The 14,694-nt window shown below is 57.1% G+C and carries 13 protein-coding genes; all 13 read left to right on the top strand.

Annotated features, from left to right (window positions below):
* Positions 1–139 precede the first annotated feature (139 nt).
* On the top strand, positions 140–1,363 hold the full coding sequence (gene trpB, locus ACJJIO_RS03340; RefSeq protein ID WP_444910148.1) for a tryptophan synthase subunit beta: 1,224 nt from the start codon (positions 140–142) through the stop codon (positions 1,361–1,363).
* A gap of 92 nt (positions 1,364–1,455) precedes the next feature.
* Positions 1,456–2,265, top strand: a complete 810-nt coding sequence (trpA, locus tag ACJJIO_RS03335; protein ID WP_444910147.1) for a tryptophan synthase subunit alpha — start codon at positions 1,456–1,458, stop codon at positions 2,263–2,265.
* A 160-nt stretch (positions 2,266–2,425) separates the two neighbouring features.
* Positions 2,426–3,280: an acetyl-CoA carboxylase, carboxyltransferase subunit beta gene (accD, locus tag ACJJIO_RS03330; RefSeq protein WP_252085167.1), complete on the top strand. Its 855-nt coding sequence runs from the start codon at positions 2,426–2,428 to the stop codon at positions 3,278–3,280.
* 83 nt (positions 3,281–3,363) lie between these two features.
* A complete protein-coding gene (folC, locus tag ACJJIO_RS03325) occupies positions 3,364–4,635 on the top strand; it encodes a bifunctional tetrahydrofolate synthase/dihydrofolate synthase (protein WP_444910146.1) in 1,272 nt (423 codons plus the stop codon).
* Positions 4,616–5,275: an SPOR domain-containing protein gene (locus ACJJIO_RS03320; RefSeq protein WP_444910145.1), complete on the top strand. Its 660-nt coding sequence runs from the start codon at positions 4,616–4,618 to the stop codon at positions 5,273–5,275. The genes folC and ACJJIO_RS03320 overlap by 20 nt, the downstream gene beginning before the upstream one ends.
* A 365-nt stretch (positions 5,276–5,640) precedes the next feature.
* On the top strand, positions 5,641–6,135 hold the full coding sequence (locus ACJJIO_RS03315; protein ID WP_252085170.1) for a CvpA family protein: 495 nt from the start codon (positions 5,641–5,643) through the stop codon (positions 6,133–6,135).
* A 42-nt stretch (positions 6,136–6,177) separates the two neighbouring features.
* Entirely contained in the window at positions 6,178–7,665 is a 1,488-nt protein-coding gene (gene purF, locus ACJJIO_RS03310) for an amidophosphoribosyltransferase (RefSeq protein WP_444885603.1), read from the top strand.
* A 102-nt stretch (positions 7,666–7,767) separates the two neighbouring features.
* Complete coding sequence (locus ACJJIO_RS03305; RefSeq protein ID WP_444898708.1) at positions 7,768–8,949, top strand: O-succinylhomoserine sulfhydrylase; 1,182 nt, start codon at positions 7,768–7,770, stop codon at positions 8,947–8,949.
* Between the two features lie 178 nt (positions 8,950–9,127).
* Positions 9,128–10,039, top strand: coding sequence for an AAA family ATPase (locus ACJJIO_RS03300; RefSeq protein WP_252085979.1), 912 nt, complete (start codon positions 9,128–9,130; stop codon positions 10,037–10,039).
* Between the two features lie 4 nt (positions 10,040–10,043).
* Positions 10,044–11,045 carry a DUF58 domain-containing protein gene (locus ACJJIO_RS03295; RefSeq protein ID WP_444910144.1) on the top strand — a complete coding sequence of 334 codons (1,002 nt, stop codon included), beginning with the start codon at positions 10,044–10,046 and terminating at the stop codon, positions 11,043–11,045.
* Positions 11,045–13,069, top strand: coding sequence for a transglutaminase TgpA family protein (locus ACJJIO_RS03290; protein ID WP_444910143.1), 2,025 nt, complete (start codon positions 11,045–11,047; stop codon positions 13,067–13,069). The genes ACJJIO_RS03295 and ACJJIO_RS03290 overlap by 1 nt, the downstream gene beginning before the upstream one ends.
* A gap of 24 nt (positions 13,070–13,093) precedes the next feature.
* Positions 13,094–14,314 carry an MFS transporter gene (locus tag ACJJIO_RS03285; protein ID WP_444910142.1) on the top strand — a complete coding sequence of 407 codons (1,221 nt, stop codon included), beginning with the start codon at positions 13,094–13,096 and terminating at the stop codon, positions 14,312–14,314.
* Between the two features lie 72 nt (positions 14,315–14,386).
* Positions 14,387–14,680, top strand: coding sequence for a DUF3175 domain-containing protein (locus ACJJIO_RS03280; protein WP_444910141.1), 294 nt, complete (start codon positions 14,387–14,389; stop codon positions 14,678–14,680).
* The last annotated feature ends 14 nt before the right edge of the window (positions 14,681–14,694 follow it).

The following is a 14,694-nucleotide window of genomic DNA, read 5'->3' as shown; positions in this document are numbered from 1 at the left end:
TGCCGGCGCGAGCCAGTAAATACCAGCAGATCCACGCATCTGCGGCAGTATTTTCTGGCGATGCTTGAATAGTTCAGGAGGAACTATTCAAGCATTAATAAATAGGCAAATAGTTTAAAAACCACGTGACCCACGGAGTATGAGTGTGAGTAAGCCAGGTGCTATCGATTTTTCCACCTTCCCGGATGCGAGCGGACATTTTGGTCCCTACGGCGGTCGCTTTGTATCGGAGACGCTGATCAGCGCACTGGATGAGCTTCAGGCAATGTATAGTCGCCTGAAAGATGATCCGGATTTCGTCGCTGCCTTTGATCACGATCTGGCGCACTACGTAGGCAGGCCATCGCCGCTGTATCTTGCTGAGCGACTGACTGAGCAGGCGGGCGGTGCGCGAATCTGGCTTAAGCGCGAAGATCTCAATCACACCGGTGCACACAAAGTAAATAACACCGTGGGCCAGGCGTTGTTGGCAAAGCACAGTGGTAAGAGTCGTGTTATTGCCGAAACCGGCGCAGGCCAGCACGGTGTGGCCACCGCTACCGTAGCCGCGCGTTTGGGGTTGCAGTGCACCGTTTATATGGGCGCTGAAGACGTCAAACGCCAGTCCCCCAATGTCTACCGCATGAAGTTGTTGGGTGCCGAAGTCGTACCGGTGGAGTCCGGTTCCAAGACCCTCAAAGACGCCATGAATGAGGCCATGCGTGACTGGGTAACGAATGTCGATAATACTTTTTACATTATTGGTACAGTGGCTGGCCCTCACCCCTATCCGCAATTGGTGCGGGATTTCAATTCTATTATCGGTCGCGAAGCGCGCCGTCAGAGTCTGGAGCGCTTTGGTCAGTTGCCCGACGCCCTGGTGGCGTGTGTAGGTGGTGGTTCCAATGCTATTGGTCTGTTCCACCACTTCCTCAATGATTCAGAGGTGAAGATGTTTGGCGTTGAAGCTGGTGGTGAAGGCCTGGCCTCTGGTAGGCACGCGGCGCCACTCAACGATGGTATTCCCGGTGTTCTGCACGGCAACCGTACCTACCTGATGGAAGATGAGGACGGCCAGATTATCGAAACCCACTCCGTTTCAGCGGGCCTCGATTACCCCGGTGTTGGCCCCGAGCACGCCTGGCTCAAAGATATCGGCCGTGTGGAGTATGTCACCGCCGATGATAAAGAAGCGCTCGATGCCTTCCGTCGCCTAACCCGCACCGAGGGTATTCTGCCGGCGTTGGAGTCTAGCCACGCGGTTGCTTATGCGATGAAGCTCGCAGCTGAAATGGCGCCTGAGCAAAATATCGTGGTGAACCTCTCCGGCCGGGGGGACAAAGATATTTTCACCGTTGCCGCTATTGATGGCATTGAGGTTTAGCGGCGTTCTGCCCACCTGCCCGGGTGGGCATATCGAAATAATCGTGACCAAGTGAGCTGGCACTAGGCCAGAAGTAGCTCAGGGAATACACAGTGACAGAACAAAATAGAATTGATCGCCGCTTTGCGAGACTGCGAGGTGAAGGCCGCAAGGCCCTGGTAACTTATATCGTCGCCGGCGATGGCGGCTTGGAAAATACCGTACCCTTGATGCATCAGTTGGTGGCCAGTGGTGCGGATATTATTGAACTGGGGGTGCCTTTCTCCGATCCCATGGCCGAAGGGCCGGTAATCCAGAAAGGGCATGAGCGCGCCCTGGCCAACGGCGCCTCTTTGCGTAAGTGCCTGGCGCTGGTGAAAGAGTTTCGCCAGGTGGATGCGGAGACCCCGGTTATCCTGATGGGGTATGCCAATCCGATCTTGCGAATGGGTGAGCGGGAGTTCGCCGATGCGGCGCTAGAGGCCGGAGTTGATGGCGCCCTTACGGTGGACCTGCCGGCGGAGGAGGCGGGGCCGCTCAACAAGCTCTTGGCGGAGCGCAACCTGCGCAATATCTTCCTGCTGACGCCCACCACCACCGAAGAGCGTATTCGCGAGATTACCGGCCTGGCCAGCGGTTTTGTGTATTACGTCTCCCTGAAAGGGGTCACCGGTGCTGGCCATTTGGACCTGGATTCTGTGCGCGATAACCTCGAACATATTCGCCGTTTCACCGATCTGCCCTTGTGTGTGGGTTTCGGTATCAAAGATGGCAACTCGGCGCACTCAGTCAGTGCCCATGGCGACGGGGCGGTAGTGGGCAGTGTACTGGTGTCCGCGGTGGATGAAGCTGCGGACCTAGTCGCAGCCAAGGCGAGGCTGGGGGAAATCGTCAGCGAGATGCGCCAGGCACTGGACCGCTAGGCTTTCACCCAAGTTTAAGCGAAAAACTGGCCAGATCACCAAAAATAGCGGCTGATCTGGCTCAGTTTGATGTTCAGCTTAGTGTTTTAATTCGTAGCCTGAAACTCACCGGTCGGTAAAATGCACCGGCCTACAGAAAGCATCCGGATTTGGAAACGAGATGAGCTGGTTAGAAAAAATTGTTCCCGCGGTAATTCGCACCGAGCGACGTGCCGGCAGCAGCAAGGTCCCAGAGGGGGTATGGAAGAAGTGCGTCAAGTGTGACGCCATGCTTTACCGCCCGGAGCTGGAGCGCAACCTGGATGTGTGCCCCAAGTGCGACCACCATTTGCGCATCGGCGCCCGCCGTCGCCTGGATATATTCCTCGATGAAGATGGACGCGAAGAGCTGGCTACCGATGTGTTGCCAGTGGACCGCCTGAAGTTTAAAGACGTCAAAAAGTACAAAGACCGTCTTTTGCAAGCACAAAAATCCACTGGCGAAAAAGATGCACTGATCGCCATGCAAGGTACCCTGAATGGAGAGCCCTTGGTAGCGGTGGCCTTCGAATTTGCCTTCCACGGCGGTTCCATGGGCTATGTGGTGGGTGAACGCTTTACCCGCGCGGCCCAACGCGCTTTGGAACAGCGTATTCCGCTGGTGTGCTTTTCTGCCACCGGTGGGGCGCGTATGCAGGAGGCCCTGATCTCTTTGATGCAGATGGCCAAGACCTCGGCGGTGTTGGAAAAAATGAAGATGGCGGGAGTACCCTATATCTCCATTATGACCGACCCAGTGTACGGCGGCGTTTCAGCCTCTTTGGCCCTGCTGGGCGATATCAATGCGGCCGAGCCAGGTGCGCGTGCCGGATTTGCCGGCCCCAATATTATCGAGCAGACCATCCGCCAGAAGTTGCCCAAGGGCTTCCAGCGCAGTGAATTTCTACTGGAACATGGCGCCATCGATATGATTATTCCACGCAAGGATATGCGTACCACCGTCTCGCGCTTATTGGGTAAACTGAGCGGTAATTAACTATTCCCCAATTCCCCGGAGGTCCTTAAGAGCAGTCGGTAAGAACATCTGGCTGCTGCCTCCCACCAGCGATCTATCCAATTATGTCCTCACTACAAGATTGGCTCACCCGCCTGGAGCGGTTGCACCCCTCTGAAATCGAACTCGGTCTTGAGCGTGTCTCTTCGGTTGCAGCTGCCCTGGGGGTAAAAAAACCCGCCCCTACGATGATTACCGTGGCTGGAACCAATGGCAAGGGCTCCTGCGTAGCGACTATGGAGGCACTCTTGTGCCGCGCCGGCTACTCCGTCGGCGCTTATAGTTCTCCACACCTATTGCGTTTTAATGAGCGGATACGCATCAATGGCGAGGAGGTATCCGATCAGCAGTTGGTGGAGTCCTTTGTCGCGGTGGAGGCTGCTCGCGGGGCGACCAGCCTTACCTATTTTGAGTTCACTACCCTGGCTGCACTGTGGTTATACCAGCGCGCGGGGGTGCAATATGCTTTGCTAGAAGTCGGTCTCGGTGGTCGGTTGGATGCAGTCAACTTGGTGGATGCCGACTTGGCGGTTATTACCAGCGTGGCAGTAGATCACGAGGATTGGCTTGGTAGCGATCGGGAAGTCATCGGCCGCGAGAAAGCGGGCATTCTGCGTCCCGGGGCTCCTTTTGTCTGTGCAGATAGCTCTCCACCCCAATCTGTGCTGTCTGCGTCAGAAAAGCAGGCCAGTTCCAGTTATTTTATCGGCCAGGATTTCAGTATCACTTCGAGTGGTGAGAGTGAGATTTATCACTTTGGCGATTTGGTTCTGTCAATACCGGATATCACTTTGCCGCGACCCAGTATTGCTGCTGGGCTTACCGCGCTGACACTTCTGGATGCGCTACCCCAGGAGGGAATAGAGGCTGCCTTGGCCCAAATAGCCCTGCCTGGGCGCTGTCAGCAAGTCTACTGGCGTGAGCGAAATCTGCTGTTGGATGTGGGGCATAATCCGGCGGCGGCTGAACACTTGGCTACTTGGTTGAAGGCCAATCCGGTGGAGGGGAAGACCCACGCCTTGGTTGCGGCGATGGAAGATAAAGATCTCGTCGGTCTATTCGCTCCTCTGCGCAAGTTGGTAGATCGCTGGCACCCGGCCATGCTGCCGGAAAATGGTCGTGCCGCAGAGGGTGAGGCACTCTGCACCGGCCTCCTAGAAGCTGGGATAGATGAGACGAATGTGGATCGTCGCTGTCCAACAGTGGCTGAAGGGTTGCGGCAACTGCTGCCAACCCTCAATCCACAGGATAGGTTGCTTGTATATGGATCCTTCTTTACTGTGGCGGAAGTTCTGCAGCAGATGCGAGACGAGGGTAATGGAGAATTGCGAGGATAAGGCCTCCCGCAGAGGGCGGCTGAACGACGGCTTTAAACAGCGTATTGTCGGTGCGCTGGTGCTGATTGCGCTCGCCGTGATTTTCCTGCCAAGTCTGCTGGACCGGGAGTCAAAGGGGCATATCAGCGAGGTAAGCCAGATCCCGGCAGAGCCGGATATCAGCCCTATTGAGATTGCTCAGCCGGAGCCTGTTGCCGGTGTGGCGCCAGCACCGGCGGCTGGGGAAATTTTTCAGCCGGAAGTACCCGAGAAGTTCTCTAACCCCGCAGAGGGTGCGGCAAAATTTGCTGTCTCCGATACACAGCCGGGGAAGGGAAAAGATACAAATGACTCGACTTCATCAGTGGAAGTTGATACTGCCAAGCAGGCGGCATCGCCATTGGTTGATGATCAGGGGCAACCGATGGCCTGGGTGGTTCAGGTGGCCTCCTACAAAGATGATTCCCGTGCACAGCAGCTGCGCATGCGTTTAATGGATGAGGGGTATCGCGCGTACACCCGTGCTGTGGAAACCGATAAGGGGCGCTTTGTGCGGGTCTTTGTAGGGCCGAAAGTGAATAAAGCCGACGCACAGACTATTAAGCGGGAGCTGGACGCACTACTGCAGGCGCAAACCCTGGTGCTTCGCTTCAAAGCTTGAGGTTTCTGTGGCTTGCGGCGGGCTGGCACTTCGGTAAAGAGGGTGGACCGGTCTGGTCACCAAAGTAGCGGCAACCTATCCAGCTTGTGCCAGTATTTCGCGGATGGCTGGGATATTGGCCTGGCTTCTTTCACTTCTTGCTCTGGTTGTTTGCCCCGTGGCTGTCCTCACGCAGAGGCACGTCTAAAGGGCAATTCATCTGCGCTTTTTTTGGCATAAATCCACTGCCGTAAGGTGATTAATCTACGGAGTTTTGCAGTTTGGAAAGGAAATTCCAATCGATTCGTCTACGGCTTCACGCGCTTAGTCCCTTAAGTTAGAATGCGCGCTCTTCGCGGCAGCAGCCGCCACGCAGGTAGGGTTGAATGAATTGGGCTGACTGGACCATTCTGGCTATTGTGGGTATCTCCACACTTATCGGCCTTAGTCGAGGTTTCGTGCGCGAAACCCTGTCACTGCTCACCTGGATTGCCGCTTTTGTGGTCGCGATGATGTTTCGCGAACAGCTGGCGCCACTGCTTTCAAACCTTGTCGACACCCCATCCCTCCAGGCGATTGCCGCCTTCGCCATTCTGTTCTTCGGAACGCTCCTGGCTGGGGCGCTTTTGAATATGATGCTCTCCGCTTTTGTTGAGGCCACTGGCTTATCGGGTACCGACAGGGTACTGGGCATGGTGTTTGGTCTGGCGCGTGGGGCCATTGTGGTGATGGCACTGCTGATTCTGGCTCCGGCACTGGTGCCGGTGGAGCAGGATAGTTGGTGGAGTGAGTCGGTGTTAATCCCCCATTTCCTCGAATTTGAGGGCAGTGCGCGGGAGCTGGCCAAGTCTGTGAAGGACTATTTCGTAGAGTTATTTTAATCGGGCGCTAGCGCCGCTTTTTCGATCAATAGGGTCAAATATATGTGTGGTATCGTCGGTATCGTCGGTAAGAGTGATGTCAATCTGCAGCTCTATGATGGGCTCACTCTGTTGCAGCACAGGGGGCAGGATGCTGCGGGCATCGTGACCTGTGACGATGATCGCCTGAACCAGCAAAAAGCCAACGGTCTGGTGCGCGATGTGTTCCGCGCGCGCCATATGGAGCGCCTGAAAGGTAACTTTGGTATCGGCCATGTGCGCTACCCCACTGCGGGCAGTTCCGGTCCCGCCCTGGCGCAGCCTTTCTATGTGAACTCTCCCTATGGCATTGCCATGGCACACAATGGCAATCTCACCAATGTGCGGGATGTGGTTGAAGAGATCTTCCAGCAGGATCTGCGCCACATTAATACGGATTCCGATTCCGAAGTGCTGCTCAATGTATTCGCTCATGAGCTGCATAAGTTACACAAGCTGCAGCCTAAGGCTGAAGATATCTTTACCGCCATGCGCGGTGTGCACAAACGTGTGCGCGGCGCCTATGCCTGTGTGGCCCTGATTGTGGGTTACGGTATCGTCGCCTTCCGCGATCCCAACGGTATTCGTCCGCTGGTTTACGGTAAACGTGAGACCGAGAAAGGCACCGAGTATATGGTGGCCTCTGAGTCTGTCGCCCTGGATGTACTGGGTTACACCCTGGTGCGCGATGTGGCCCCCGGTGAAGCGCTGTATATCGAGCTGGACGGTACTGTGCACTCTGAGCAGTGCGCGGAAAACCCGACCCTGACCCCCTGCATTTTTGAGCATGTGTACTTCGCCCGCCCGGATTCCATTATGGATGGCGTTTCCGTACACAAGGCGCGTTTGCGTCAGGGTGAGCACCTGGCAGACAAGATTCTGCGCTTACGCCCCGACCACGATATCGATGTAGTGATTCCCATTCCCGATTCCGCCCGCACCGCCGGCCAGACTGTGGCACACCGGCTGGGGGTGAAATTCCGTGAGGGGATGGTGAAGAACCGCTATATCGGCCGTACCTTTATCATGCCTGGGCAGAAACAGCGTAAGAAATCAGTGCGCCAAAAGCTGAATGCCATCGAGCTGGAATTCCGCGGTAAGAATGTGCTGTTAGTGGATGACTCCATTGTGCGCGGTACCACTTGTAAGCAGATCATTCAGATGGCTCGCGATGCGGGTGCCGCGAAAGTCTATTTCGCCAGTGCGGCGCCAGCTGTGAAGTACCCCAATGTGTATGGTATTGATATGCCGTCTGCCAGTGAGCTGGTGGCGCATGACCGCACGACTGAAGAGATCTGTGAAGAAATCGGTGCAGACTGGTTGATTTACCAAGACTTGGAAGACTTGGTCGTAAGTTCCAGCGGAGGTAAGCAGAAAATCGATCAGTTCGACTGCTCCGTTTTCGACGGTAACTATATTACCGGCGATGTTGACGAAGATTACCTCGATAGCCTTCACGCGGCGCGCAACGATGAGGCCAAGCACAAGAAGGCCGATACTAGCACCCTGTAAGTTATCTCCGGCGGCGCTCTGTTCACGGCAGAAGAGGGCGCCATGCACGACCGTTTCGGTTAATATGACCGCTTCCAAAAAATACTGACTAGGAAGCGGTATATGTTTGAAGACGACGGTTACGCTCTGGAAACTCTGGCCGTTCGCGCCGGGCAGGTCCGCTCGGAAGAGGGCGAGCACTCCGAAGCCCTCTATCTCACCTCCAGTTACGTATTCCCCTCTGCTGCAGAAGCCGCTGCGCGCTTTACCGGCGAGAGTGTCGGCAACGTTTACTCTCGCTACACCAACCCCACCGTTCGTATGTTCGAGCAGCGCATCGCCGCGCTCGAAGGTGGCGAGGCTGCGGTAGCCACGGCCAGTGGTATGGCCGCGATCCTCAGTATTTGTATGGCGCTGCTGAAAAGTGGCGACCGGGTGATTTGCTCTCGCAGTGTGTTTGGTACCACCACCGCGCTGTTTGGCCGCTATATGGAAAAATTCGGCGTGCGTGTGAGCTATGTGGATCTCACCGATATGGATGCCTGGAAGCAGGCGGTGGATGGCTCCACCAAGCTGCTGTTTATGGAAACCCCGTCCAACCCCCTGTGTGAAGTGGCGGATATCCGCGCGCTGGCGGAGGTGGCCCACAGCGCCGGCGCTCTATTGGTGGTGGATAACTGTTTCTGTACTCCGGCCCTGCAGCGCCCACTGGCGCTTGGCGCCGATATCGTGGTGCACTCCGCAACCAAATTCCTCGATGGCCAGGGGCGCGCCCTGGGCGGTGTCGCCGTGGGGCGCAAAGAGGTTATGGATGAGCTGGTGGTGTTCCTGCGTACTGCCGGCCCCAGTATGAGCCCGTTTAACGCCTGGGTTTTCCTTAAAGGCTTGGAAACGCTCAAGCTGCGTATGCAGGCCCACTGCACCAACGCCCTGGACCTGGCCTGGTGGCTTGATGAACAGGAGATGGTGGAAAAGGTCAACTACACCGGCCTGCCCAAACACCCCCAGCACCGCTTGGCCCGCGAACAACAGGATGCCTTTGGTGCGGTGTTGAGCTTTTGCGTGCGCGGTGGTCGCGAGGAAGCCTGGAAGGTGATCGACAACTGTAAAATCCTGTCTTGCACCGCCAACCTCGGCGATGCCAAGAGCACTATCGTACACCCGGCTACTACCACCCACGGGCGTCTCAGTGATGAGGACAAAGCCCGCGCGGGCATCACCGAAAACCTGATTCGTATTTCCGTCGGATTGGAGAATGCAGAAGACCTGAAGCGCGATCTGATGCGGGGGCTGTCTTTGTTGTAGGCGCTTTGCAGGGCCTTTGCTTAAACCAGGGCACTCCCTGTCTTCCTATGATTAATAGCGGGTGCCAAATTCGATTTTTGCGAGTTTGGCACCATAGCACCCGCCCCACAGCGTTGGCGGGTGCTTACACCGGGCCGCTCCTTGGCCTGAGAAAAAAATGAGCAGTAATGGATTTGCCGTGCAAAAAATAGTTTCCGCCATCGTTTCCGATATTGGCAGTGTTTTGCTGGGAAAAGAGCGTCAGGTGAAGTTGGCCTTGGCCTGCCTTTTGTCAAAAGGTCACCTGTTGATTGAAGACCTGCCAGGTATGGGCAAGACCACACTGGCCCATGCTCTGGCGCAGGTGTTCGGTCTCTCCTATAAACGCGTGCAATTTACCAGCGATATGCTGCCGGCGGATATTCTCGGTGTATCAATTTTTGAGCGGGAATCCGGGCAGTTTCATTTTCATGAGGGGCCGGTTTTCAGCCAGCTACTGCTGGCCGATGAGATCAATCGTTCCTCTCCCAAAACTCAGAGTGCTTTGCTTGAGGCAATGGAGGAGCGCCAGGTCAGTGTCGACGGCGAAACCCGCGCGTTGCCACAGCCTTTCTTTGTGATTGCCACCCAGAACCCATTGCAGCAGTCCGGTACTTTTGCCCTGCCGGAGTCACAACTGGACCGATTCCTGATGCGCATCAGCCTCGGTTACCCCAACCGCGAAGCTGAGCGGGCCCTGTATTTAGGCGCTGATCCCCGCCAACAGCTGGCCAAGCTAAAGCCGCGTATCGACCTCGCTACTCTGAAAAAAATGCAAAGTCTGGTGGGGCAGGTGAAGGCTTCTGACAGTCTGCTCGATTATTTAGAGCGTTTGGTGCTGCATACCCGCCAGAGCTCAGATTGTGCGGTGGGTTTATCGCCCCGAGGGGCATTGGCGCTGCTGCGTGCTGCCAAGGCCTGGGCGCTGATTCATAATCGCGGCCATGTCCTGCCGGAAGATATCCAGGCGGTGCTGCCCTCGGTGGCTGGGCACCGTTTGCAGAGTGATGGCGGCAATGGCGATCAGCTGGTAGAGCGCCTTATGCGCCAGGTGGATATTATCGCGGCCTAAACAGATGAGTGTGATCCGCGACCTTCCCCGACAGGCTTCCAGTACAAGCTCGCGCAATTTTTTTCGCAGGCTGGGTGAGCGCTGGCTCAGCCGACGAGCGCCTCGCTCACGGGACATCACCCTAAATCACAGCCGCCTATTTATCCTGCCCACCCGCGCGGGGCTTGGTTATTTATTGATAACCGCTTTGCTTTGGCTGCTGGCCACCAATTACGAGAACAATCTGGTTTTTGCCCTGACCTTTTTGCTGATCAGTGTCTTCGTTATCTTGCCTGTGCATACCTTCGCCAATTTGAGTGGACTGCGCCTGCAATTGCTGGGCACTGAAGCGGCCTTTGCCGGCGATTTCGCCGAGGCACAAATTAATCTGAGCCGAGCGGACAAACGCCAACGGGAGTGGATACAAATTTGTTGGCCACCGGAAGAGGGCGCATATGTGGATCTCTGTGAGGAGCCCTCGGCGGACTTCCGTATTGCGCTGCCAGCCCTGCAGCGGGGGCGAATTCAGGCGCCGCGCTTAAAAGTTGAGAGCCGCTTTCCACTGGGGCTATTTCGCTGCTGGAGCCGCATCGACCTGGATGTTGAATTCCTGGTGTATCCGCGACCACTCGCCGCTGGCCCCCTGCCGTTGGGAGAGGCCCAGGCAGAGGGTACATCCGGCCAGGTACGTCGCGGCGGGGATGATTATGCCTCTCTCAAACCCTACCAGCCCGGTGATTCCTTGCGCCATTTGGCTTGGAAGCAATATGCCGCCGGTCGCGATCTCTATAGCAAGGAGTATGAGAGCCGCACCGATACCCGTCTCTGGCTCGACTGGGAGTTGTTGGATGGGCGCGATGTAGAGACCCGCCTGAGCAACCTGTGTGATTGGGTCTTGCAGGCGGAGAAGCAGGGAATTGCCTATGGCCTGCGCATCCCCGGCACTACTTTGCCGCCCTCTCTCGGCACCGAGCACCAGCAGCGAGTGTTGTCAGCGCTGGCCCTGTTTCCCAAGTGGGGTGGCTGATGGCGAGCAACCGGGATCTATTGCCGCGCGAAAGCCTACTGTGGATTTTCGCTGCGCAGTTTGTCGCCCTGCTACCACAGCTGAGCCAGTTGCCACTGTGGATTGGTTTTGCCTGGGCGTTTGCGGTCTATTGGCGCTTGGAGGTCTTTCGCGGGCGCCGTGATCTGCCGGGGCGCGCCCTTAAACTATTGGTGATTGCGCTTACAGTGGCGGGTTTGGCGCAAACCTACCAGCGTTGGTTTGCACTGGAGCCGATGGTGGCGCTGCTGGCTCTGTCCTTTACCCTGAAAAACCTGGAATTAGTCAGCCGCCGCGATGCCTTTGTCAGTTTGTTGCTGGCCTATTTTGTTGCCGCGACCCTGTTTGTGCGTGAGCAATCGATTCCCTATGCCCTCTACGGATTGATCGCGACCCTGGTGATTACCGCTGCATTGGCAGCACAGCTGGGAAGCTTCAGTGCGCGGCCGCGTCGGGCCTTGGGGCTCTCCTTGAGATTGTTGGCGCAGGCTACGCCCTTGATGCTGCTGCTGTTTGTGGTTATGCCGCGCCTGGGCCCTCTGTGGAATGTGCCCCAGGATACTTCTGCCGGCCGCACTGGTGTGAGTGACTCTATGGCACCGGGTGATTTCACCCGTTTATCCAAATCCGCCAAGCCGGCACTGCGTATCTCTTTCGATGGACCCATACCGCCGCCGGAGCAACGTTATTGGCGAGGGCTGGTGTACTCCGAATTCGATGGGCGTACCTGGCGGCAGGGTTTTGGTGTGGACCCGCGCAATGGTGGCCGGGTGTACTGGAATAGTGGCGAGCGTCCACTGCCACAAGTCGGTCCACGCTACCGCTACCAGGTGATCCAGGAGGCGAGCCGCAGCCCTTGGTTGTTCGCCCTGGCAAGACCCGCCTCGGACAGTGCGGGAGTGGGAGAAACCACGGACGACCGGTTGGTAAAACGTTCCCCGGTATATAGTCGCTTTGCCTATGAGGTACGTTCCTGGCCCCGAGACTCCCAGGTTATTCAGTCCACACTCAGCGGTGCCGAGCGCCGTCGCAATCTGCAGCTACCGGCAGATGGAAACTTGCGCATCCGAGACTGGGTGGAGCGCCTGCGCCGCCGGGGGTTGAGCGGTGAGGAGATCTCGTCACAGTTACTGACCCTCTACAATCGCGAATTCACTTATACCTTGAGCCCACCGGCACTCGGCAGAGACAGTGTGGATGAATTCCTGTTTGACAGCCAAAAGGGATTCTGTGAGCACTTTGCCGGCAGCTATGTTTTTGCCATGCGCGCCGCCGGAGTGCCGGCACGGGTGGTAGCGGGTTACCAGGGTGGCGAGTGGGTGAGTGGTGAGGAGTACCTGCTGGTGCGCGAGTACGACGCCCATGCGTGGGCCGAGATCTGGCTCGATGGACGCGGCTGGCAGAGGGTGGACCCCACTGCTGCGGTTGCCCCGGAGCGGGTCCGGGATGGTCTGGAGAGCGCTGCAGGGGAGGAGTTTATGCGGGATTCGCTACTGCCGGTGCACCGCTTCGATATTCTGGTGAAGCTGCGCCTGCAGTGGGACATGATCAATTACCGCTGGTATCAGACCGTGATTAGTTTTGATAGTGAGAAGCAGCGGGACACCTTGCAGCGCCTGGTGGGAGAGCTTTCCCCCCTGCGGATGGCCCTTTTTTTTGCCACACCGGTGGCGGTTGTACTATTTGGCATTCTTCTGTGGACCCGTTTTACTGGGCGTGGACGAAAACAGCCTGTGGTAGAGCGCCTCTATGCGGTTTTCTGTAAGCGCATGGCTCGGGCAGGTATCACACGGCGACCCGGCGAGGCACCGCGGGACTTCGCCGAACGTATCGCACTGGAGAGTCCCCCATTGGCAGAGTTTTCCGGGCGTGCGACAGACGCCTTTGAGCGTGCCGCTTATGGCGGGGATAAAGAAGCATTGAATGAGCTGCGCCGACTACTACGCTGGCGCTTGGGGCTCTCTTTTAGGGTGTCGGCACGTAAAAACCGGCTGATGGGTCATTAACTCTTGGAAAGTCTATCGCGTAAGATGCCTCATAGGCTGCAAAAATTTCTGCTGGGCTACAGCGGCACTTCCCTGGCTACCGGGCTGCAGGTGATTCTCCTGCCCTGGATTGCGCTCACCGTGGTGGATTTGCCGGCTCTGCAACTGGGCTGGGTGCAGGCTTCGGTGCTTTTGCCCAATCTGGTGTTCCTGCTGTTCGGCGGTGCTCTGGCCGACCGCCGTGATCCGGCCACTGTCTCCGCACTGGCTTGCATTGGTCTGGTCCTCTGCCACACAACTCTGCTGCTGGTTTACCTCCTGTCCATGATCTCCCTGCCGATATTGATGCTCTACGGTATTTGCCTTGGGATTTGTAGCGCTTTCCTGCAACCGGCGCGGGACAATCTGGTACAGCGCAGTGCACGCCAAGGCGGTGGGCAAACCTCCGAGCGACGGGTGCAGAAAACTGTGACCTGGATGATGTTGGCCCAATACGGTGGTCAGGCTGTGGGGATGTTGCTGGCGAGCCGCTTCGAACACTGGGGGCTGCAAGCCCTGCTGTTAGTACAGATAGGGGTATTGCTGTTGGCGGCCACAGCCTTGATTAGTCTGCGCGCGAGTGGGGCCAGCCGCATGACTAAGGAAAAAATCACCCACAGCCTGATTCTCGATGGCTTATCCCAGGCCTGGCGGCACCCAGTATTGCGTGAGTTGACCGCGTTGATGGCCTTTAATGGGTTTGTGCATATCGGTGTTTTTCTGGTGGTACTGCCGCTGCTGGCGGAGGATTACGGTCGCGGCGCCGGTTATTACGCCACGCTGCAACTGGCCTTCGTAGCTGGTACCGTAATTGCTACGGTGACTATGTTGCGCCGTGGCCAGGGGGCTGAACCTGGGCGCGGTATTCTTATGTGCCTGCTCTATAGCGCAGCGCTGTTGATTGCCATCAGCCTCGGTCCTACGAAGTTTGGCCTAATCCTGCTTTGTCTGTGTTGGGGGGCGGTGGCGGCGGCTTCCGCTGGCCTCGGTCGCGGCATCGTACAGTTGCTCGCCCCAGCGGAATACCGCAGCCGCATCATCTCCATTTATCAGTTTGCGCTGTTTGGCTCCGCCGCTCTTGGGGCACTGGCCGCTGGAGTCTTGAGTGAATACGCTGCCCCCCTGACCACCTTGCTGTGGGCGGGGATTTTAAGTCTGTTCGCCTTTGCCCTGGTGGCTTTAAGTGGTGCCCTGCGCCGGGTCAAAATCACTGACAGCGAGGTCTGAGTTGCTTCGTGCGACCAACATAGACGCCGCCACCATATAGTTAGGTGGGTCAGCCAATGAGTGGAGGTGTTGGTGAGTCCCGCCAAAAAGGCCAATTGGTCGGAAGAGGTCACGCGCCACAGCCATGCCCTGGATTTGAGTGAGGGCCTCTTTAGCCTGGAGGACCCTAAAGCGATCGCACAGGGATTGAAAGCGGCTGCGGAATCCAGCCAGCGGCGCAAGTCTGACCCCTATCGCTCCGCTATGTCTATGCTGACGTTCTATATCAACCGGGCGGGACAGAGGCTGCCGGCGAAAAGGCGGCGGCTACTGGAAAAGGCCAAGGAAGAATTGCGCGGGCTTTACGGGCGTCCGCGCCGGCATTGAGCCGGCGGCGGAAT

Source organism: Microbulbifer mixtoriginis (SeqCode), from assembly GCF_052467235.1.
This window is presented reverse-complemented; position numbering and strand designations above follow the sequence as displayed.

Coding starts and splice junctions, on each gene's coding strand:
- trpB (WP_444910148.1), top strand. CDS start 140: ATGAGTGTGAGTAAGCCAGGTGCTATCGATTTTTCCACCTTCCCGGAT.
- accD (WP_252085167.1), top strand. CDS start 2,426: ATGAGCTGGTTAGAAAAAATTGTTCCCGCGGTAATTCGCACCGAGCGA.
- folC (WP_444910146.1), top strand. CDS start 3,364: ATGTCCTCACTACAAGATTGGCTCACCCGCCTGGAGCGGTTGCACCCC.
- ACJJIO_RS03320 (WP_444910145.1), top strand. CDS start 4,616: ATGGAGAATTGCGAGGATAAGGCCTCCCGCAGAGGGCGGCTGAACGAC.
- ACJJIO_RS03315 (WP_252085170.1), top strand. CDS start 5,641: ATGAATTGGGCTGACTGGACCATTCTGGCTATTGTGGGTATCTCCACA.
- purF (WP_444885603.1), top strand. CDS start 6,178: ATGTGTGGTATCGTCGGTATCGTCGGTAAGAGTGATGTCAATCTGCAG.
- ACJJIO_RS03305 (WP_444898708.1), top strand. CDS start 7,768: ATGTTTGAAGACGACGGTTACGCTCTGGAAACTCTGGCCGTTCGCGCC.
- ACJJIO_RS03295 (WP_444910144.1), top strand. CDS start 10,044: ATGAGTGTGATCCGCGACCTTCCCCGACAGGCTTCCAGTACAAGCTCG.
- ACJJIO_RS03290 (WP_444910143.1), top strand. CDS start 11,045: ATGGCGAGCAACCGGGATCTATTGCCGCGCGAAAGCCTACTGTGGATT.
- ACJJIO_RS03285 (WP_444910142.1), top strand. CDS start 13,094: ATGCCTCATAGGCTGCAAAAATTTCTGCTGGGCTACAGCGGCACTTCC.